This window comes from Nocardiopsis eucommiae, assembly GCF_965344335.1.
GTDB lineage: Bacteria > Actinomycetota > Actinomycetes > Streptosporangiales > Streptosporangiaceae > Nocardiopsis > Nocardiopsis eucommiae.
Genome location: NZ_CBDRIY010000001.1, coordinates 176,796 through 195,791, shown reverse-complemented (window position 1 = coordinate 195,791; position 18,996 = coordinate 176,796). Strand labels below are relative to the sequence as shown.

Below are 18,996 nucleotides of genomic sequence, written 5' to 3'. Positions count from 1 at the left end.
TTGGGGCCGCGTTTCCTGCCCGGAGGACGTGGGGACCGGCGGGAATGACCGTCCGTAGGCCGGACGCGCCGGTCCGATGCCCCCCATGTTCCGGCCGTACAACCCCCGTTGGAACCCCGTTGTCCCCGTGCTGGTCGTCCCGGTGCCGCACCGGCCCGGACAATGATTACCCGCGCGCACGCCAGGGCAGGGCGTAGGCCAGGGGCGGATCACCGTCCCTGGTCGCGAGACGCACCAGTACGCCTTGGACCACCGAAAGGACGAAGAACGGACCGGAAGGGAGCAGTCTGCCGTGACACTCGTAGACGCCCACATCCAGGATCGCTATCCCACCCGCGTGGACCCCGGCCAGGGGCACGGGTGGATCGAACGCCACGAACCGACCGTCTGGCCCGGGGTGACGGAGGGGCCCGCCACCACCGCCGAACTCGTCGCGCACGCCCGCGACGGATTCCACATCCAGCGGGACCTGCTGTCCCAGCCGGAGGTCGCCGCGGCCCTGGCCGAGCTCCGGGAGATGGTCGAGGATCCCGTGATCCGCGCCGACGAGCGCACCATCACGGAGCCCGCCTCCGACGAGGTGCGTTCCGTCTTCGACGCGCACCTGCTCAGTGACCGGATCGCCCGGCTCGTCCGGGAGCCCCGCGTCCTGGACCACGCACGACAGATCCTCGGTTCGGACGTCTACGTCCACCAGAGCCGGGTGAACTTCATGCCGGGGTTCCGGGGCAACGGCTTCTACTGGCACTCGGACTTCGAGACCTGGCACGCCGAGGACGGCATGGAGGGAATGGCGGCGGTCAGCCTGTCCATCGGACTGACCGACAACTATCCCTTCAACGGCGGGCTGATGCTCATGCCGGGCGCGCACCGCACGTTCGTGCCCTGCCTGGGACGCACGCCGGACGCCAACTACCAGTCCTCGCTGAAGGCCCAGAAGGTCGGGGTCCCGCAGGAGGAGGACATCGCCGCGCTCGCCCGCGAGCACGGGATCGAGCAGTTCACCGGCCCGAGCGGGTCGGCCCTGTGGTTCGACTGCAACAGCATGCACGGCTCCGGCAACAACATCACGCCGTACCCGCGCTCGAACATCTTCGTGGTGTTCAACAGCGTGGACAACGCGCTGGTGGAGCCGTTCTCCGCCCGTGAGCGCCGCCCGGGCTTCGTCGCCTCGCGCGACTTCACCACGCTGCGCTCCTGACCTCCGCGAGTGGCGCCTTGACCGGTACCGGTTCGCCGCGCATGATGCTGCGCTATGGACCATGACCCGACCGCCGCCGTCGTCGTCCGTGACCTCCGGGTTCGGCGCGGCGGCGGAGTCGTGTTCGACGGGCTCGACCTGGAGGTGGCCCGGGGCGGGGTCACCGGCCTCATGGGGCCCTCCGGATGCGGCAAGACCACCCTCATGCGCGCGATCGTCGGAACGCAGCGTGTCCAGGGCGGCGGCGTCACGGTGTTCGGCCAGGCGGCGGGGAGCGCGGGCCTGCGCCACCGCGTCGCCTACGACACCCAGGCGGCGTCGGTCTACTCGGACCTCACCGTCGAGCAGAACCTGCGCTACTTCGCCCGGTTGGTCGGCGCCTCCCGGAAGGACGTGGGACGCGTCCTCGACCAGGTGAACCTGCGTGACCGGGCCGGTCAGCGGGTCGACACGCTCAGCGGGGGCCAGGCAAGCCGGGTCTCGCTCGCGGTCGCGATCCTGGGCCGTCCCGAACTCCTCGTCCTCGACGAACCCACGGTGGGCCTCGACCCGCTGCTGCGAGAGGAACTGTGGTCGGTGTTCCACACCCTCGTCGACGAGGGGGCGACGCTGATCGTCTCCAGTCACGTGATGGACGAGGCGCTGCGCTGCGACCGGCTGCTCCTGTTGCGCGACGGCCGTGTCATGGCCGACACCACGCCCGCGCGGCTGCTCTCCGAGACGGGGGCGGACGACCCCGACCGCGCCTTCCTGGCCCTCATCGAGAGGGAGGTCGGATGAACCTCACGCGCACCTTCGCCACGAGCGGCCGGGTCCTGCGCCAGCTCGGCCACGACCCGAGGTCGATCGTGCTGCTGCTCGTGGCACCGAGCCTGCTGGTCGGACTCTTCGCCTGGCTCTTCACCGACACGTCGGTGTTCGACGGCATCGGTCCGGCGATCCTCGCCCTCTTCCCGTTCGTGGTGATGTTCCTGATCACGAGCGTGACCACCCTGCGGGAACGCCGGTCCGGGACTCTGGAGCGCCTGCTGTCGACACCGATCGGCAGGTTCGACCTCATCTTCGGCTACGCGTTCGCGTTCGGTCTGGCCGCGATCGTGCAGGCCTTCGTCACGGTGCTGTTCGCCGTCCGCGTGTGCGGACTCGACGTCGAGGGGCCGCTCTGGTCACTGGGCCTGGTCGCGGTCGTGGACGCCCTGCTGGGGACCGCGCTCGGGCTCCTCGCCAGCGCGTTCGCCCGCACCGAGTTCCAGGCGGTGCAGTTCATGCCCCTGCTGGTGTTCCCGCAGATCATCCTCGGCGGGCTCTTCATGCCGCGTGACCAGATGCCCGACGTGCTCCACGCGATCTCGGACTGGCTGCCGCTGAGCCACGCGATCGACGCGGTGAACGCGGTGGCGGCCGGGGACCCCGCCTGGGACGTGTACCGGCCGCTGTCGATCGTGTCCGCCTTCACCGTGGGCGCGGTGCTGCTGGCCTCCCTCACCCTCCCCCGCCGCACGCCCTAGGGGGTCGACGCGATCACTGACCGGGGCCGACCACGTGTCAGGGGCGGCCCCGGTCAGCGGGGGTTCCGGGCTACAGGGCCGGGGTGGTCTCCACGACCGCGTCGGGGCACGTGTCCGCGACGGTGTTCAGCGCTTCGAGCTCGGCCTCGTCGACCGACAGGCTCCAGCGGGTCTTCACCGTGGTCCACTCGGTGACGTACCGGCAGTGCACCTCCTCCGCCGGGGGCAGCCACTCGGCGGGGTCCCGGTCGGCCTTGGACCGGTTGGAGGCCGCGCTCACGGCCACGAGCGCCACCGGCTCGTCCAGGTCGTTGGCGAAGTCCCTGCGCTGGTTCGTGCTCCACTCGGACGCCCCGGAGTCCCACGCCTCGGCGAGCGGGACCATGTGGTCGATGTCCAGCGAGCCCGCCTCGGTGAGGGTACGGCCGTCGTAGTAGGAGAACCACTCGCCCCCGGTCAGACGGCAGCGGTCCCCGACCTCCGGGGCGATCTCGGCCTCCTCGATGAGGACCTCCGCGCGGGTGTGGCACCCGTTCCTGTCGGCGTCCACCCAGTGCGGGAAGAGGCTTCGGTCGTATCCCGTGCGGGACTCCTCCGCGACGGTGAGGGCGGCGATCGCGTCGGCCAGAGGGGTGGCAGCGGCGTACGCCGGGGCGGGGGCCAGGAGTGCGGCGGTGAGCGGGACGGCGGCGAGGGCCACCAGGTGCGGGCGCATGAGAAGGCCTTCCAGATCGTTCACGGAACGTGTAGGTCCTGTGCCTGGGGGTCACGAGTCAAACCCGTCGCCGCTCGACGCACCCCGGGACGGCTGTACAGGTCGGGACCAGCCCGGACAAGACCGCCATCGCGGGTGTGGTTCCGGTCGGCCTTCCCGCCTTCGGGACTCCGGACCGTAACCGACGCCCCGGAGGCGGTCGGGTCGGGGGCCGAGCGGTAGGGTCCGGGTCAGGCACGGGGTGCCCCGGACGACACCGGGGCTGAGATCACACCCGCCGAACCTGCTCTGGATCGTGCTAGCGAAGGGATCGCCTGATGACTGGTTTCTGTGCCCGCGTGTGGGAGGAGACGGCGCCGACACGGGACGCCATCGACGCCCTCCCGTTCGTCCGGGGGATCGGGGACGGCACCCTGAGCCGGGAACGGTTCGAGTACTACATGGTTCAGGACGCCCTCTACCTGCGCGGATACGCACGCGCCCTGGCCACGGCGGCGGCCAGGGCCGACACCAGCGAGGAGATCGCGTTCTTCGCCAAGGCCGCGCACGGCGCGATCGCGGTGGAGAGCTCCCTCCACGAGGGCGCGGTGGGCAGCGTCGGTGAGGACGTCCCGCCGTCACCCACCTGCACCGCCTACACCTCGTACGTGCTGTCGCTGGCGCACACGCAGGGCTACCCCGAACTCGTGGCCGGGGTCCTGCCGTGCTTCTGGGTCTACACCGACGTCGGTGAGCGGCTCATGGCCAGGGCCGGGAACCTCGACGACCACCCCTACGGCGACTGGATCGCCACCTACGGGGACGAGGAGTTCGCCCGGTCCACCGAGCAGGTCAGGTCGATCGCGGACCGGCTCGCCGCCGGTGCGGGCGAGGCGACGGTCACCCGGATGCGCGAGGCGTTCCGACGGGCCACCACCTACGAGTGGATGTTCTGGGACGCTGCCTGGCGCCAGGAGGCCTGGGGAGACTGACCGGGTTCAGGCGTCCGGGACCGGGGTGAGGCGGAAGACGGGGATCACCCGGTCGGTCCGCCGCTGGTAGAGGGCGAAGTTGGGCCAGACCCCGCACAGGCGTGCCCAGGCCCGGTCCCGGTCCGCCCCGGTGAGCTCCTCCGCCCGGACGGTCACCCGCCGCCCCGTCCTCCCGATCTCCGCCGTGCGCGCGGCCCTCAGATTGTGCGCCCACGCGGGGGTGGAGGGGGCACCGAAGGCCGATCCGGCCACCAGGTGATCCGCGCCGTCGGGGACACACAGGAGGGGTGTGGAGCGCGGTCGTCCGCTCCTGCGCCCCCGGACGGTGAGCACGGTGTTGGGCAGCCCGGCGAGGTCGAGCAGCCCGAGGCGCCCTCGGCTGAGGCGGTCCAGGTTCCGGTCCAGCCAGGTGATCTGGGGCAGGAGTCGCGGTGTCCACGCGAGGGCACCGATCCGCACGGCCAGGGGTGTGAGCAGACCCATGTGCGCATCGTAACCGTGTGGCCGCCCGGCCGCACTCCATCGTGACCTGCGGCGACACGCCCCACGGACTGGGATCCGCGCGTGGCGGGTGGAAGACTCCAGGGCAGAGCCGTGACGTGCGCGGCCGCTGCCGGAGGGGGCTGTCGATGGTGGAGGACGGGATGGTCGCGCCGAAGGTGCTGGTGGGGATCGACGGGTCGCCCACCGCCTCGTGGGCCCTGCTCTGGGCGGCCGCCGAGGCCGACCGGCGCGGTTGGCCGCTGCACGTGGTGCACGCCCTGGCGATGCCCCTGGTGATGTCCGTCTACGCCGGGCCCACCCGTTTCCCGCCTCCCGAGGAGGTCGCCGACCAGGGCCGCCGGGTCCTGGCCGAGGCCGCCGCGCACGTACGGGGGCGCCACCCCGGGGTGTCCGTGGAGGAGGACCTGGCGTTGGAGGAACCGGGCACCGCGCTGGTGCGGCGGGCGGGTCCGGACGACCTCGCGGTGGTGGGTTCGCGCGGGCTGGGCGCGGCGCGGTCGGTGCTGGACGCCTCGGTGAGCGTCCGGGTGACGTCCCGGGCGGAGTGTCCCGTGGTCGTGGTGCCCGGGACCGGGTCGGAGGACGTCGCCGTCCCGCCGCGCCGGATCGTGGTGGGGGTGGACGGATCCGACGACTCCCGGCGCGCACTGGCCTTCGCCCTGCGGGAGGCCTCGCTGGTGGAGGGTGGCGCGGTCGTGGCGGTGCACAGCTGGCAGGTGCCGGTGCCGCTCGACTCGGCGTATCTGGCGGCGGGCGGCTGGTCACCCCCGGACGACCTCCTGGACAGCAGGTCGCAGGAGATGGTGACGGAGATGGTGACCCGGGTCGTGGACGACGGGACCGAGGGGGTGGCGGTCTCCGTCGTGCGCAGCGACCGGGACGCCGCCGAGGCCATCGTGGAGGCGGGCGCGGCGGCGGACCTGATCGTCGTGGGCTCCCGTGGACGGGGCAGCGTGCGCGGTCTGCTCCTGGGCTCGGTGAGCCAGGGCGTGCTGCACGCGGCGACCGTCCCGGTCGCGGTCCTGCCAAGGCACCCTCGGCCCCGCTGACCGGCGCGGAGCTCTCCGTTGAGGTGTGAGCACGCTCCCCCACCGGTGTGACACCTCCGGGCCCGGGAACTACCACGGGCCCGGAGGAGTTCCCTTCCATGAAGGAACGCACCGACACCCGGAGAGACCACCCCCTGGGGGTGACCGCCATGGGACCTCGGCACGAACGCCCCGGCTCGGCCGGGCACGGTCGGCGGCACACCGCCGTTCCCTCGCCTCCGCCCTGTCACCCGAGGAACCCCGATGTCCCAGCTCCACCCTGACCTGGCCCCTGCCCGATTCCTGCCCACTCCGACGTTCGGCCCCCGCACGGCGCGTCTGGCGCAGCGACTCACCGAACGCATGCGGCCGACACGGACCCCCGCCGACCTCCTGGTCGAGGAGCACACGGCGCCGGGGCCCGAGGGCGCTCCGCCGCTCAGTCTGCGGGTCTACCGGCCCCGGTCGGTGGAGGGCCCCTCCCCCGCGCTGCTGTGGAGCCACGGCGGCGGGTACCTGTTCGGCAGTCCGGTCCAGGACGAGAGGGGCAGTGTCGAGTTCGCCCGTGAACTGGGCGCCACCGTGGTGGCGCTCCGCTACCGCAAGGCCCCGCAGCACACCGCCCCCGCACCGGTCGAGGACGCCCACGCGGCGCTCTCCTGGATGGTGGACCGGGCCGGACCGCTCGGGATCGACCCCGGACGCGTGGCGATCGGCGGCGCCAGCGCGGGCGGTGGCATCACGGCCGCGCTGGCCCAGATGAGCCTGGACCGGGGCGGCCCGCGCCCGCTGTTCCAGCTGCTCGTCTACCCGATGCTCGACGACCGCACCGTGCTCCGCTCCGACCTGGACGGACTCGGCGTGCGCATGTGGTCCCCGGCCAGTAACCGGTACGCCTGGCGGTCGTACCTCGGCACCGACGCCGGAGGCGCGGAGGTCTCCCCCTACGCGGCCGCGGCGCGTCGGGAGGACCTGTCCGGTCTGCCCCCGGCCTGGATCGGAGTGGGGACGCTGGACCTGTTCCACGACGAGGACCTCGCCTACGCCGAACGCCTGCGCGCGGCAGGAGTGCCCTGCGCGACCACGGTGGTACCGGGGGCCTTTCACGGGTTCGACACGTATCTCCCGCAAGCGAAGGTGGTCCGTGATTTCCGTCGTGAGCAGGTCGCGGCGCTGCGGGGGGCCTTCGGGTGAACGCCTTCCCGTTCCTCTGTGAAATGCGTCCAATACATCATTGAATGATGGCGAAACAGGGGACGTCGAGTGAATTCTTCTGGCCGGACCCGGTCAGCAGAATTCCTCGTTTCACCCCTGTGCGCACGTGTGCCTTCGTGTCTTTCATTAACTGGCAAGTAACCACGCCGAACACGAAGGACGGCCATGACGCCTATCCCCCACTCCGGTATGGACAGACGCGCACTCCTGAGGACGGCGGCCCTGACATCGGGGGCCGCGGTCCTCGGCGGGTCCCTCGGCGCCCTGGGCGCCGGCGGCGCCTCCGCCGAGACCACCGACCTCGCCGCCCAGGCGGCGCCCGAGCTGTACTGGCGCGGCGCCTGGAACGCTCGTCCGCCGAGCAGCCCCATCCAGGTCCTGGCCAGCCCGCCGCAGTACATCGTGGTCCACCACACCGCCACGGCCAACAGCACGAACTACACGCTCGACCACGCCCTGAACCTGTCCAAGTCGATCCAGAACTACCACATGGACAGCAACGGCTGGATCGACACCGGCCAGCAGCTCACGATCAGCCGCGGCGGCTTCCTCATGGAGGGGCGCGACCGCACGCCGGAGGCGATCGCCGCACGCCAGCACGTGGTCGGCACGCACGTGGCCAACAACAACAGCACGTGCATCGGGATCGAGAACGAGGGCACCTACATGACCCAGGGCCCGACCCAGGCCCTCACGAACACGCTGGTCGACACCCTGGCCTGGCTGTGCGGGGCGTACGGCCTCAACCCGGGCAGCGCGATCCGGGGGCACCGGGACTTCAACGCCACCGCCTGCCCCGGCGACGTGCTCTACTCCATGCTTCCCGACCTGCGCAACAGGGTCGCCCAGACCATGCGGGCCCAGGGCATCCCCGTCGCCGCCGAGCCCGCGACCGCCGAGGACGGCCCGACCTTCCCGCCGGTCCCCGACGACGAGCCGGACCACGAGTTCTACCACGGGCCGCTCCGGGGCCCGGACGACTTCTCGCGCTGACGCCCACAGAGGACATCTCCCCGTTCGGTGTCGCTCCCGCCCCTCCCACGGCGCCCGTCCGCTCCGGTCCCCCGGGGCTGGCGGGCGCCGCCCGTGTCCGGCTCCAGGCATGTCGGTGAACACGAAGAGTAGTCATGTCAATACACTTCTCCGTGATCCGTGTCCGCGCGGAGGACCGTCCCCGAAGGGGCGCGCTGGCACCCACGACCTGAGGAGCACGGTATGCGGGCCACGAAGGTAGCCGACTGGGACGACCTGGAGCCGCTCCGTCCCGCCCACGCGCGGGTCTCCAACGTTGACCTGGCCGTGATCCGCCTGCCGAGGTCCTCCGTGTCCGCCGACGACCCGACCCCGGCCACGGACGCGGAGGCCACGGGCTCCGGTGACGAGGTGAGGGTCCTGTTCGGACGCTGCCAGCACCGGGGCGCGCTCATGTCCGACGCCACCGTGGAGGACGGCGACCGGCTGGTCTGCGGGGTCCACGGCTCCGTCTACGACGCGCGCAGCGGCGTCAACCTCTACTACGAGGGCGAGGACCTGGAGCGGTTCGAGGCCTGGGTGGAGGACGGCGGGGTCTGGGTCGACGAGGACGAGATCCGCGCCTGGGAACGGGACCACCCGCAGAACTTCGACCGCTCCGCCTACCAGGGCTCCTACGCCGACTTTGAGGGCACCCCCGAGGAACCCTTCAACGACCGCATCCACCAGCTGGCCGAGGAGGGGCTCACCCGGGTGGGCCACCACGGCGAGGTGGCGGCGATGGGCGTGCCCCGGGACGAGCTCCCCTCCTGGGACGACCTCCAGATCGTCACCGCCGAACTCCACCGGCCTCCCCTGCTCGACGACGATCCGGTGGGCACCAGCGTGGTGGTCGGCCCCAACGCCCGCCGCCCGCTGGTCCTGGACATCCCGCTCCTGGTCTCGGACATGAGCTTCGGCGCGCTCTCCGCCGAGGCCAAGACCGCGCTGTCCCGGGGCGCGGAGCTGGCGGGCACCGGCATCTGCTCCGGCGAGGGCGGGATGCTCCCCGAGGAGCAGGAGGCCAACAGCCGCTACTTCTACGAGCTCGCCTCGGCCCGCTTCGGCTACACGATGGAGAAGGTCGCCCGCTGCCAGGCCTTCCACTTCAAGGGCGGTCAGGCCGCCAAGACCGGGACCGGCGGCCATCTGCCGGGCAGCAAGGTGAGCGGACGGATCGCGGAGGTGCGCGACCTCCCGGAGGGGGTCCCGGCCATCTCCCCGTCCCGGTTCCCCGATCTCGTCTCCGTCGCGGACTTCCGTCGGGTGGCCGCCGAGGTGCGCGAGGCCACCGGGGGCATCCCCGTCGGCTTCAAACTGTCGGCCCAGCACATCGAACGCGACCTGGACGCGGCGCTCCAGATCGGGGTGGACTACGTGATCCTGGACGGCCGGGGCGGCGGCACCGGCGCCGCCCCCCTGCTGTTCCGGAACAACATCTCCGTACCGACCATCCCGGCGCTGGCCCGCGCCCGGCGCCACCTCGACCGGCTGGGCCGCCGCGACGTCACCCTGATCATCACCGGGGGGCTGCGGGTGCCCGCCGACTTCGTGAAGGCGCTGGCCCTGGGCGCGGACGTCGTCGCGGTGGCCAACTCCGCCATGCAGGCCATCGGCTGCCTGGGCATGCGCGCCTGCCACACGAACAACTGTCCCGTGGGCATCGCTACCCAGCGGCCGCACCTGCGCGCCCGTCTGCCCGTGGCGGAGGCCGCCGAGCGGCTGAACCGGTTCCTGCGCTCCTCGGTGGAGCTCATGCAGGTGATGGCCCGGGCCTGTGGGCACGACCACCTGAACGGGTTCGAGCCCGACGACCTCGTGGCGTGGAAGCGCGAGCTGGCCGACCTGTCCGGGGTGTCCTACGGCGGCGTCTCCGTCTGAGCGGAGCCCGGTCTCGACCGACGCGCCCACGCCCCTCAGCTCCGTGGGGCCACCGCCGCGTTCAGCCGCTCCACCGCCTCGGCCAGCAGGTCGCGCCCGTCGAGGTCGGTGTGGCCCAGCGGGAGCATCTCGCGCAGGGGCGCGTGCTGGGTGTCGCCACGCAGGTGGGCCTGGAGAACGTCCTTCCAGGTCCGGGGCTTCACGGCGAAGGACAGGTGCAGGGAGAGCTCGTCCGTGGCGGTCCCGGCGTGCGGGTGGCCCCGTGGGATGTACAGCGTCCGTCCCGGGGTGAGCACCGTCTCCAGGACGGGGTCGAACGCGGGCTGGGAGTCGGCGCTCGGGACCGTCGGCCACGGCGTGTCCGGGGCACCCACCGACCAGCTCTTGGAACCGTGGACCTGGCAGAGGAACCCGCTGGCCAGGTCGTAGTGCGGACGCACCCCGGAGTTCCCGGCGGGGGTCAGGAAGGCCGCGCAGTAGACGCCGAAGCCCAGTTCCTCCTCCAGTTCCGTCGCGAGCCTCTCCACCTCGGGGACGAGGAGCCGGACCTCCTCGAAGACGATGGTCGCCCCGGCGTCGTGGGCGCGTAGCAGCGCGGACCGGTCGGCCAGGGGCTCCCTGCCCCGGCCGGGTCGTCCCCGGTCCGCGCTGAACTCCTCCTGGGGAAGGGGGGCGCCGTCCTGGAACACCCGGAAGCAGGAGGCGGGCAGACCGGCCCGGTTGACCAGAGACAACGCCGCTTCCAAGGGAAAGGCCTCCGTCACGGCGGGTCCGGCCTCGGCGACCACCGGGCTGCGCTCCCAGTGGTCGAGGAAGGCGTCGGTGTCCCCGACGATCCGTGCGAGGACGGGGTGGTCGCCTCCGAGGGGTCGCGGAGTGGGGCTGGCGGGCGTCATGTGGTCTCCCTGACCGGAGTGGTACGTGACTCGGCTTCCCGTTCGGCGGTGATCAGGACCGCCAGGCGCGGCACGTGTGCGGCCGGTGGCAGCGGCGGCTCCCCGGCCCGCGCCCTGACGAAGGCGTATCCGCTGTCGGCCGCGAGCGCCCGGGCCTCCCGGCCAGCCTCCGACGCAGGCTCCAGCCCGTCCAGTTCGCTGAGCACCGCGAACAGCTCCGCCTCGTCCCGCAGTGCGCGACAGTGGTCCGCTGTCCGGTGAAGGATCCGGGCGCCGTCCTCCGCGCGCCCACGAGAACGCAGGACCTCGGCCCCCGCGCGCAGGACGGCCACGAGGTCGGCCGACGGCGCGCCCTTCACCAGGATGTCCAGGCACCGCAGGAGGGAGTCGGTCCGCGACCCGTCGGCCGAGGCCGCGTGGATCTCGACGGCGGTGCCCGCCAGCGTCGGCACGGTCCCCTGTGGGATCTCCGGGAGCCGCGCGCCGCCCCTCAACGCGAGCAGCGCGGAGGCCTCCCGCACGTGCGGAAGCGCGCCCGCCGTCCCCTTCCATCGGCTGACGTGTGCGGCCAGCAGGTCCGCGCGCCGCCCGCGCGCCAGGGCCTTGGCGGTCTCCACCACGTGGGTGTTGGTGACGAAGGCCCGGCCGCTCTCGGAGCCCAGGACGTCCTCGGCCTCGTCCGGTGTCAGGCCGTGGTCCGGTCCGGGGCCTTCGGCGAAGACACCCGCCTCGTGCAGCCCCTGAGGAGAGGGGAAGTGCGGCAGCGCGCCCTCCCAGTCACCGCGGATCACCCGGAGCCGGCCGAGGTTGATCCAGGGCTGGAGGACGCGGACGGTCTCGGCACGGGGTAGCAGCCCCCTCCGGACGAGGGAGAGCAGGACGCGGGCCTGGCGCCGACAGGACCTCTCGCTCTCCGCGAGGTCACCGGCCATCGCGAGGACCAGTGCGCCCCGGTTCGCGGCCCGGCAGAAGGCCTCGGCGTCGAAGGGGGTCCGGCGCGACGCCCGGTCCATCTCGGCGGCGCACTCCCGTGCCCGTTGCCACACCGACACCTTGGTCAGACGGTTCTCGGGGGACAGCAGGCGCAGGGGAAGGTCATGAACCGGTGCGGGCATCCGCCCCCACCTCCTTGTTCCTGGGCGCGGGCCGCTGCGGGCGCGCGGCGCGGTGCATCTGGGGCGGGGCCGACCAGAACGTGTCGATCTCCAGGGAGCCGTCGCGTGAGCGGATGTCCGCCCGTGCCGGGACGGGGAGCGACTCGAAGGTGTCTCCCTCGACGCTGATCAACCGGTTGTCGAACGAGAACACGCAGGGGGCTCCTCGTGCCGCCAACTCACCCGGCACGTCGAACCCCCTCCCGCTGTTGACGTTGACCAGACGGGTCGGCCCCCGGCCGGGGGTCCGGGCGATGAGCCACTCCCCGCTGTGTGAGGCGCGGATCGCGTCGGCCTCGACGCCGAGTTCCCGTCGGTAGACGGGGTCGGAGGGGTCGGTCTCGGTGCGGTGGAACCGCGCCGTCCCGGGGGAGGCGGCCGGGACCGCCCAGACACCGCCCAGCACCTCCTCGTAGCAGGCCAGACGGTAGGTCTCGGCACCGGGCAGGTTCGCGGTCTCGGTCGTCCCGGTGACGGGGTCCGTCCGCAGGACGGTCCCGTCCGAGAGCACGCACAGGACGGCGCGCCGACGGTGCTGCCAGGCCAGGAGCAGCGGCGGTGCGGAGAGCCGACGCGACACGGGGTCCGCGGCCCCGGCCAGCAGGACCAGTTCCTCGGTGGAGGCCACGACCAGGCGACCTCCGCCCGTGCCGGGTGCGGGGGCGTCGAGCAGCAGGGCTCCGGGTTCCGCCGTGCCCTCGTCCCGCAGGCCCTGCGCGGGGCTCCACGACCGGACGGTCGCGCCGTCCTGGAGGAGGAAGCGCCCCGTGCCCGCCCCGGCGTACACGGAGGTCCCCGGCCCCAGTTCGGTGATCCGTCCGCTCCGGGGGCCCCACAGTCCGAGCGCCCTGACCGGCCCGGACTCCGAGGTCCAGGCGCACCAGGTGCCGTCGTCGTCCGCCGCGACCTCAGCGCGGCGCGGGCCGGTCACCGCTGCCTCCCGTTGGAGGCCGCCGTGGTGATGGTGGGTCCGATCCAGACCTTCTGCGGCGGGCAGGGACGCGTCCCCTCCTGGATACGCACGAGGGGGCAGTGCGCGCCCTGGCAGGAGGGGCGGAAGAAGCAGGAGTGGCAGCCGGAGTCCGTGGCGTCGTCGTTGTCCACCCACAGGCTCATCAGCTCCGGGTCCAGCCCCAGGTCGCCCTCGGCGTCGAGCCGTCCCACCGCGTTGCGGGGGTCGCGCAGGGCCACGGTGCACTTGTTGACCACCCCGTTGGGGCGGATCACGAAGGACCACGGAGAGGCCGCGTAGCAGACCGAGCCGTTCGGTCTCAGGAACACGTCGTCGGCCGTGGTCAGGCCCGCCTCCGTCGCGTTCGAGCAGAGGTCGAGCTTGGTCATCTCCGCCTGCTTGCCCGCGTAGGCCTCGGACTCCTCGCCCTGCGGGCCGCCCCAGTCGCCGACGGGACGGTAGATGACCCTGAAGCGGGGATCCCCGGCGTAGAGCCCGCCCAGCTGGTCGATGAGCTCGGGCACGTGGACGCTGTTCGCCTCGGTGAAGTTGGTCCGGACGATCACGCGGAAGTCCGCGTCCGTCTCCGCCATCCGCGTCAGGTTGGCGATGATCTCGTCGAAGGTCCTTCCCCCGCCCATGAGGAAGCGGGAGGAGTCGTGCGTGTGGGCCGGGCCATCCAGGGTGACCTGGTAGTTGCTGATGCCCAGTTCGACGCAGCGCCGCGCGACCTCGGGGGTGAGCAGCAGGCCGTTGGTGGTGATGCCCGCGCTGTACTCGATGCCCTCCTCGGCACAGAACTCCAGGAAGAAGGTGCTGAGCTCCTCGATCACGTCGAAGGCCACCAGCGGCTCGCCGCCGAACCAGGCGACCGTGAGGCTCTCGATCCCCTGCTCGCGCCGGTAGCGCCTGACCAGTGACCTGACGCCCTCCCGCACCTCGGTGAGCATGCGGCCCAGCGCGAAGTCCTCGTAGCAGTAGGTGCACCGGAAGTTGCACGCCTCGGTCGGCATGATGATCAGTTCGAGGCGGTCGGTCCGGGTCTTGCGCCGGTCGCGCAGGGCGTCGGCCTCCGCCAGCTCGTCGTGGTCCTCGGCCACCAGGAACCCCTTGGTGACCAGGGTGTCGAAGAGGCGCGACTCGTCGGCGGCCTCCGAACCGGGACGGCTCAGGACGCTCCTGCGGTTGTGCAGGAGATCGTGCACCCGTCGGCCGACGGGGTCCTGGACGCGGAACACGCTCCCGCGCATCGAGTTGTACAGAACGACCGCGTCACCGTCGTCGGTCCTGGTGACGACGTTGAACCGGGAGGGTCGGAAGGTACTGGTGACGGTGGTGTCTGCCATGGTCGGTCCTCTGGTGCCGCGGGTTGTGAGACCAGGGCCCCGTGGCGGGAACCGGGATCCTCCGGTGACGCCACGGGGCCTGTGACTACCTCGTCCTCGACCGCTGGGCCGAGGACGGTCTCGGGCTGCTAGCAGCCGAAGTCGATGACCGAAACCTCGTCACCAGCGACGGACTCGGTGATGATCTCCTCGAACTCCTGCATGGGAACCATTCCTCTCAGTAATGTGAAAAACAGGGGGAGAAACACGGGACAGGCAGACCCGAATTCTCACGATGAATCCCTGGCATTCGCGTCGAAGCACAATCGCGAACGGTGCCGAGTCTAGGAGTCCTATTTTTCCCGTGTCAACACTCGAAGATCGCTTTTCATCAGTTTTCCCCAAGCCCGTCAATCAACCGAAAAAAGGCATGGCGAAACGACCGAGGGCTCGGTGTGCCATCAACACGGGGATCCTCGGATCCCAGGTCGAACACACGGAATACACCCTCGGCGCCTCGCCCGGACGATCGGATTCACATTCTTCCGGTCACCCTTCGCGCACACCTTTCATTCAATGAGCCTGATCCTTCTCCTTTTCCAGGGAGGCGGCCCGTGCCCGCAGGGCCCGGCGGTCCGGCTTGTCGGTACGTGTACGGGGGAACTCGTCCAGCAGGTGGATCTCCCTGGGCCGCTGGTGTACCGGGAGGTGCTCCCGCAGGGCGAGTCGCATCAGGGGAAGCGCCCGCTCCCGGTCCCGCGCGTCCACCACGGCGAACGCCACCAGCCGGTCCCCCCTGGCCCGACCGGTCGGGAGGCCCACCACCGCCGCCTCCCGCACCGGGTCGCAGGCGGCCAGGACGTCCTCGACGAACCTCGGCGGGATGGTCTCCCCGTGGACGACCAGGGACTCCTTGATGCGTCCCTCGATGACCAGGTGGCCGTCGGGTTCGACCGACCCCCGGTCCCCGGTGCGCAGCCATCCGTCCTCGGTGAAGGCGGCGGCGTTGGCGGCGTCGTCGTCGAGGTAGCCGTCCATCAGGCCCGGCCCGTGGAGGAGCACCTCCCCCTCGGCCGGGTCGATCCGGGCGGACGACCCCTTGATGAGGGGGCCCACCGTGCCGGGCCGCCAGTTCCCGGGCAGTGACTGCGTCACCCAGGCCACCGTCTCCGAGAGCCCGTAGCCGTCGTGGATCGGGCCGCCGACCAGTTCCGCGTACTCGCGCACCAGGCCGACCGGGAGCACGTCGCCGCCGCAGCCGCGGAAGCTCAGCGCGCCCAGCGCGGCCGCCAGTTCCCGGTCGCGGCGGGCCGCGACCAGGAGCGCGGCGTACATCGAACCGACACCGTCGAGCCGTGTGTGGGAACCCTCGCGCAGCAGTCCGGCCACCCGGTCCATGTTCAGCCGCGACTCCACGTGCATCTCGAACCCGTGCGAGAGCCAGTACTGGACGATGCCCCAGCCGTACGAGTTGAGGAGGGACATCGGGACCAGCATCCGGTCCCGGGCGTCCACCTCGGCGTGGGCGGCGACGTCGTACCGGTGGTAGCCCACGGCCGCGTGCGAGAGCTCCACCGCCTTGGGCTCGCCGCTGCTGCCCGAGGTGTACAGCAGGGTGTGCGCGGACTCCGCGAAGTCGGGCAGTCCCGTGTCCGGTTGGGCCGTCACCGACGGAGCACCGTCCGCCCCCGGGGCGACCACGGCGGCCACCCGCCGGGTGCGGGCGACGCTGCGCCACCGCTCTCCCTGGCACAGCACAGGGAAACCGAGCGACTCGGCGGCCAGGGCCGTGACCACGGCGGTGCGGGGGTCGTCACGTGCGATGACGACCCCCCGGCCCGGTCCGGCACCGGCGGACGCCAGGGCCGTGGCGAGCGCCGCGGTCTCCTGGTGGAGTCGGCCGCGCGGGATCTCCTCGCCGTCGATGACCAGTCTTCCTGTCACCTGTCCCTCCCTCTCACGTGGTGGACGCGACCCGGCCGCCGCTCACCCGGGCGGGGCCCGAGTCGGGGACCGCCAGGCCGCGTGCCCGGGCGTCGGGCACCAGGACCGTCACGTCGAAGTGCTCCTTGGTCAGCCGTTCGAACAGGTTGCCCGGGCCGACCACGTGCACCCGTCTCACCCCGAGGTCGCGGAGGCGGTCCACGACCAGGGGGAAGTCGACCGGCGTGACGCAGTCGTCCCGCAGCAGGGAACGCAGCTCCTCCGCGGAGTCGACGAGCACGCCGTCCGCGCCCCGGACGAAGCCGAGCCGCGCGTCCCGGAAGCGGAAGCCCGCCACGGCCTCCCCGATCCGGTCCCGCAGCGGGGCGTTCACCCCGCTGTGCTCGGCCTGGGGGAAGGTGAGCACGGGCACCCCTCCCCCGGCCCGGACGGCCCGTTCGAGCCGGGGGAGGCTCCCCGCGGAGACGTTGAGCAGGTGGATGGTGTCACTGAAGTGACCCGCCACCTCGGCCCACCCGCCCTCGGCGGCCACCTCCGCGACCAGCTCCGCGAGGCGGTCCCGCCCGACCCGGTACATGAAGTGCGAGACGAGCCCGTGGTCGGTGGCGTTCCACGTGTTCTCGCACTCCGCGACCGCTTCTCCCAGCCGCATCACGTCCGCGAAGGACAGCGCCCCGCAGTAGTGCAGCGCGGGCAGGTGCCCGATGCTCGCCGCCGCGCACACGTCGGCCTCGCCGTCCTCCTCCCTGGCCCGGTCGGCCAGGGCCACGCAGGTGACGAGGTAGGCCTGCCGCGCCTCGGGGGAGTAGGACTCCGTGGCCTGGGAGAAGCGGGGCAGGACGTGCTGGCCCAGGACCTCCTCGGCCTCCTCCAGACGGGCACGGGCGTAGGGGTCGGTCTCCAGGAACTCGCCGACCTTGGCGTGCAGCGGCGGCACCGTCCCGCCGAACAGCACGGCCCTCACGACCGGACCGCCGGCTCTGCCGCGAACGAGGACGCCTGGTCGAAGCGGACGACGCTGGCCCGCCTGGCGGTGGTCATGAACCGGAAGGACTTCCCGATGAAGTGGCCGGGTCCGACCACGACGAACCGGGTCGTGCCCAGGTCCAGGAGCCGCTCGATCCCCCTGGCCCAGTGGACGGTCCGGGTGTACTGGGTGATCAGGGCGTCGCGCACCGCCTCGGCCGTCGCCAGCGGAGTGGAGTCCATGTTGCAGATCAGCGGCACCCTGGGGACGCGGACCCGGTCACGCTGCCCCCACTCGGCGGCGAAGCGCTCCTCGGCGGGCGCCAGCATGGGCGAGTGGCCGGGCGGCCCGTGCGGGATGCGGACACCGACCCCGCCCCCGGCCGCCGCGAGCTCGTTGACGGCGGTCAGGGCGGCGGCCTCCCCCGAGACGACCATCTGGTCGTCCCCGGTGATGGCGCAGGGCGCGACGTCGTAGCCCCGGGCCGCGAGTTCCTCGATCTTCGCGAACACCGACTCCAGGTCCACGCAGTAGCAGAAGGTGCTCCCGTGGTCCCGCCCGGCGAAGACCTCGCCCTCGACCGTCGCCATGGTCCGCACGGTGCGCACCGCGTCGTCGAACGACAGGGCGCCACCGGCCGCGGCGGCGGTGATCTGCCCCAGGCTCAGGCCCGCCATGTACTCCGCGCCGTCGCGGTACTCGGCGGGCAGGGAGTCGTGAAGCGCCACCCCCAGGGCCACCGACATCGGCCGGATCAGCGGCCCCTGGTTCACCAGGTCCGCGTCGGCGGAGTGGAAGGCCTCCTCCAGGTCGACGCCGATCGCCTCGGAGGCCTGTGCCAGGCGCCGCCGCACGGGAGGCAGCGCCTCGTACAGGTCCCGGTAGTCCCCCGGGCGCATGGCGACCTGGGGGTTGAACAGAATCGCGGTCCCCTGGCTCATCTGGTCTTCGCCATCCCCCGGATCACCGACGTCAGGCCGCCGTCGACCACCATGGTCTGACCGGTCATGTAGCTGGAGCCGTCACGGGTGAGGAAGACGACCGTTTCTGCGATCTCCTCCGGCTGGGCCGGGCGCTGGAGCGGGATGCGCTCGTTGATGATGACCTCCTTCTGCTCGATCGGGAACTGCTGGATCATCCCGGTGTCGTCCGAGTAGCCGGGGGCGACCGCGTTGACCCGGACGCCGTGCGTGGCGAACTCGGCGGCCAGGGACGCGGTGAGCCCGGAGAGCCCGGCCTTGCTGGCGCAGTAGGCGCTCAGCCCGCCCTTGCCGACCAGGCCGAGGATGGACGAGACGTTGACGATCGCCCCGGAGCCCTGGAGCATCATCGGCAGGGCGCACGCCTTGATGCAGTGGTAGGCGCCCACGAGGTTGGTCTGGATGACGTCGGTCCAGCCCTCGGTGGAGTCCGTGGAGACGATGGTGCTCGCAGTGCAGATACCGGCGTTGTTGACCAGGATGTCGATGCGGCCGTGTTCCCTGGTCAGTTCCTGGACGGCGGCCGAGACCGCCTCGTAGTCGCGCACGTCGACCCTGAGCGCCCGGGCCGACCCGCCCGCCGCGCGGATCTCCTCGGCCGTCTTCTCCGCGACCTCGGCCCGGTTGAGGTAGCCGACGGCGACGGTGGCGCCGAGGTCGGCCAGGCGCGTCGCCACGGCGCGGCCCAGACCGCTGCCTCCCCCGGTGACGAGGGCGACCTTCGATTCGAGTTCCTTTGTCATC

18 protein-coding genes and 1 riboswitch are annotated in these 18,996 nt (G+C 72.0%); of the genes, 8 read left to right on the top strand and 10 right to left on the bottom strand.

The window, feature by feature from the left end; all coding sequences use genetic code 11:
• Positions 1-292 precede the first annotated feature (292 nt).
• The 3 genes from thpD to ACRWK8_RS00840 are packed head-to-tail and all read left to right on the top strand — an operon-like array spanning position 293 to position 2,709.
• The gene (gene thpD / locus ACRWK8_RS00850) at positions 293-1,201 is read left to right on the top strand and encodes an ectoine hydroxylase (RefSeq protein WP_378734838.1); all 909 of its coding nucleotides are present in this window, start codon (positions 293-295) and stop codon (positions 1,199-1,201) included.
• Positions 1,202-1,255: 54 nt separating this feature from the next.
• Positions 1,256-1,981 (top strand): ABC transporter ATP-binding protein, encoded by a 726-nt coding sequence (locus tag ACRWK8_RS00845; protein WP_378734840.1) that lies wholly within the window; start codon positions 1,256-1,258, stop codon positions 1,979-1,981.
• The gene (locus ACRWK8_RS00840) at positions 1,978-2,709 is read left to right on the top strand and encodes an ABC transporter permease (protein WP_378734842.1); all 732 of its coding nucleotides are present in this window, start codon (positions 1,978-1,980) and stop codon (positions 2,707-2,709) included. Before ACRWK8_RS00845 ends, ACRWK8_RS00840 begins: the two co-directional genes overlap by 4 nt.
• A gap of 70 nt (positions 2,710-2,779) precedes the next feature.
• On the opposite strand, the gene ACRWK8_RS00835 is transcribed toward ACRWK8_RS00840, so the two are convergent.
• Positions 2,780-3,424, bottom strand: coding sequence for an HNH endonuclease family protein (locus ACRWK8_RS00835; protein WP_378735359.1), 645 nt, complete (start codon positions 3,422-3,424; stop codon positions 2,780-2,782).
• Between the two features lie 227 nt (positions 3,425-3,651).
• Positions 3,652-3,752, top strand: a riboswitch (TPP riboswitch).
• Between ACRWK8_RS00835 and ACRWK8_RS00830 the strand changes: the two genes are divergently transcribed.
• The gene (locus tag ACRWK8_RS00830) at positions 3,742-4,395 is read left to right on the top strand and encodes a TenA family protein (RefSeq protein WP_431867646.1); all 654 of its coding nucleotides are present in this window, start codon (positions 3,742-3,744) and stop codon (positions 4,393-4,395) included. (Overlaps the previous riboswitch by 11 nt.)
• Before the next feature lie 6 nt (positions 4,396-4,401).
• On the opposite strand, the gene ACRWK8_RS00825 is transcribed toward ACRWK8_RS00830, so the two are convergent.
• On the bottom strand, positions 4,402-4,878 hold the full coding sequence (locus ACRWK8_RS00825; protein ID WP_378734847.1) for a nitroreductase/quinone reductase family protein: 477 nt from the start codon (positions 4,876-4,878) through the stop codon (positions 4,402-4,404).
• A gap of 146 nt (positions 4,879-5,024) precedes the next feature.
• On the opposite strand from ACRWK8_RS00825, the gene ACRWK8_RS00820 reads away from it, so the two are divergent.
• The 4 genes from ACRWK8_RS00820 to ACRWK8_RS00805 all read left to right on the top strand — a co-directional run bounded on the left by ACRWK8_RS00820 (position 5,025) and on the right by ACRWK8_RS00805 (position 10,034).
• Complete coding sequence (locus ACRWK8_RS00820) at positions 5,025-5,948, top strand: universal stress protein (protein WP_431867815.1); 924 nt, start codon at positions 5,025-5,027, stop codon at positions 5,946-5,948.
• Between the two features lie 243 nt (positions 5,949-6,191).
• Entirely contained in the window at positions 6,192-7,121 is a 930-nt protein-coding gene (locus tag ACRWK8_RS00815) for an alpha/beta hydrolase (RefSeq protein ID WP_431867644.1), read from the top strand.
• A gap of 186 nt (positions 7,122-7,307) precedes the next feature.
• Positions 7,308-8,135: a peptidoglycan recognition protein family protein gene (locus ACRWK8_RS00810; RefSeq protein ID WP_378734853.1), complete on the top strand. Its 828-nt coding sequence runs from the start codon at positions 7,308-7,310 to the stop codon at positions 8,133-8,135.
• A 222-nt stretch (positions 8,136-8,357) separates the two neighbouring features.
• Positions 8,358-10,034 (top strand): glutamate synthase-related protein, encoded by a 1,677-nt coding sequence (locus ACRWK8_RS00805; protein WP_378734855.1) that lies wholly within the window; start codon positions 8,358-8,360, stop codon positions 10,032-10,034.
• Between the two features lie 35 nt (positions 10,035-10,069).
• Here ACRWK8_RS00805 and ACRWK8_RS00800 read toward each other — a convergent pair whose 3' ends face one another.
• The 8 genes from ACRWK8_RS00800 to ACRWK8_RS00765 all read right to left on the bottom strand — a co-directional run bounded on the left by ACRWK8_RS00800 (position 10,070) and on the right by ACRWK8_RS00765 (position 18,995).
• Positions 10,070-10,930, bottom strand: coding sequence for a JmjC domain-containing protein (locus ACRWK8_RS00800; RefSeq protein ID WP_378734857.1), 861 nt, complete (start codon positions 10,928-10,930; stop codon positions 10,070-10,072).
• Positions 10,927-12,045, bottom strand: coding sequence for a hypothetical protein (locus ACRWK8_RS00795; protein WP_431867641.1), 1,119 nt, complete (start codon positions 12,043-12,045; stop codon positions 10,927-10,929). The genes ACRWK8_RS00800 and ACRWK8_RS00795 overlap by 4 nt, the downstream gene beginning before the upstream one ends.
• A complete protein-coding gene (locus ACRWK8_RS00790) occupies positions 12,026-13,015 on the bottom strand; it encodes a hypothetical protein (protein WP_431867639.1) in 990 nt (329 codons plus the stop codon). The genes ACRWK8_RS00795 and ACRWK8_RS00790 overlap by 20 nt, the downstream gene beginning before the upstream one ends.
• Positions 13,012-14,382 carry a radical SAM protein gene (locus ACRWK8_RS00785; protein ID WP_378734863.1) on the bottom strand — a complete coding sequence of 457 codons (1,371 nt, stop codon included), beginning with the start codon at positions 14,380-14,382 and terminating at the stop codon, positions 13,012-13,014. Before ACRWK8_RS00785 ends, ACRWK8_RS00790 begins: the two co-directional genes overlap by 4 nt.
• A 552-nt stretch (positions 14,383-14,934) precedes the next feature.
• The gene (locus tag ACRWK8_RS00780; protein ID WP_431867636.1) at positions 14,935-16,305 is read right to left on the bottom strand and encodes a class I adenylate-forming enzyme family protein; all 1,371 of its coding nucleotides are present in this window, start codon (positions 16,303-16,305) and stop codon (positions 14,935-14,937) included.
• A gap of 13 nt (positions 16,306-16,318) precedes the next feature.
• Complete coding sequence (locus ACRWK8_RS00775; RefSeq protein ID WP_378734868.1) at positions 16,319-17,269, bottom strand: ACP S-malonyltransferase; 951 nt, start codon at positions 17,267-17,269, stop codon at positions 16,319-16,321.
• Positions 17,266-18,213 carry an ACP S-malonyltransferase gene (locus ACRWK8_RS00770; RefSeq protein ID WP_378734870.1) on the bottom strand — a complete coding sequence of 316 codons (948 nt, stop codon included), beginning with the start codon at positions 18,211-18,213 and terminating at the stop codon, positions 17,266-17,268. The genes ACRWK8_RS00775 and ACRWK8_RS00770 overlap by 4 nt, the downstream gene beginning before the upstream one ends.
• Positions 18,210-18,995, bottom strand: coding sequence for an SDR family NAD(P)-dependent oxidoreductase (locus ACRWK8_RS00765; protein ID WP_378734872.1), 786 nt, complete (start codon positions 18,993-18,995; stop codon positions 18,210-18,212). Before ACRWK8_RS00765 ends, ACRWK8_RS00770 begins: the two co-directional genes overlap by 4 nt.
• Position 18,996: the final 1 nt, after the last annotated feature.

Bases quoted from the DNA above. Each gene is read 5' to 3' on its own strand.
- ACRWK8_RS00845 (WP_378734840.1), top strand. From the start codon at position 1,256: ATGGACCATGACCCGACCGCCGCCGTCGTCGTCCGTGACCTCCGGGTT.
- ACRWK8_RS00840 (WP_378734842.1), top strand. From the start codon at position 1,978: ATGAACCTCACGCGCACCTTCGCCACGAGCGGCCGGGTCCTGCGCCAG.
- ACRWK8_RS00835 (WP_378735359.1), bottom strand. From the start codon at position 3,424: ATGCGCCCGCACCTGGTGGCCCTCGCCGCCGTCCCGCTCACCGCCGCA.
- ACRWK8_RS00830 (WP_431867646.1), top strand. From the start codon at position 3,742: ATGACTGGTTTCTGTGCCCGCGTGTGGGAGGAGACGGCGCCGACACGG.
- ACRWK8_RS00825 (WP_378734847.1), bottom strand. From the start codon at position 4,878: ATGGGTCTGCTCACACCCCTGGCCGTGCGGATCGGTGCCCTCGCGTGG.
- ACRWK8_RS00820 (WP_431867815.1), top strand. From the start codon at position 5,025: ATGGTGGAGGACGGGATGGTCGCGCCGAAGGTGCTGGTGGGGATCGAC.
- ACRWK8_RS00815 (WP_431867644.1), top strand. From the start codon at position 6,192: ATGTCCCAGCTCCACCCTGACCTGGCCCCTGCCCGATTCCTGCCCACT.
- ACRWK8_RS00810 (WP_378734853.1), top strand. From the start codon at position 7,308: ATGACGCCTATCCCCCACTCCGGTATGGACAGACGCGCACTCCTGAGG.
- ACRWK8_RS00805 (WP_378734855.1), top strand. From the start codon at position 8,358: ATGCGGGCCACGAAGGTAGCCGACTGGGACGACCTGGAGCCGCTCCGT.
- ACRWK8_RS00800 (WP_378734857.1), bottom strand. From the start codon at position 10,930: ATGACGCCCGCCAGCCCCACTCCGCGACCCCTCGGAGGCGACCACCCC.
- ACRWK8_RS00795 (WP_431867641.1), bottom strand. From the start codon at position 12,045: ATGCCCGCACCGGTTCATGACCTTCCCCTGCGCCTGCTGTCCCCCGAG.
- ACRWK8_RS00785 (WP_378734863.1), bottom strand. From the start codon at position 14,382: ATGGCAGACACCACCGTCACCAGTACCTTCCGACCCTCCCGGTTCAAC.
- ACRWK8_RS00770 (WP_378734870.1), bottom strand. From the start codon at position 18,213: ATGAGCCAGGGGACCGCGATTCTGTTCAACCCCCAGGTCGCCATGCGC.
- ACRWK8_RS00765 (WP_378734872.1), bottom strand. From the start codon at position 18,995: ATGACAAAGGAACTCGAATCGAAGGTCGCCCTCGTCACCGGGGGAGGC.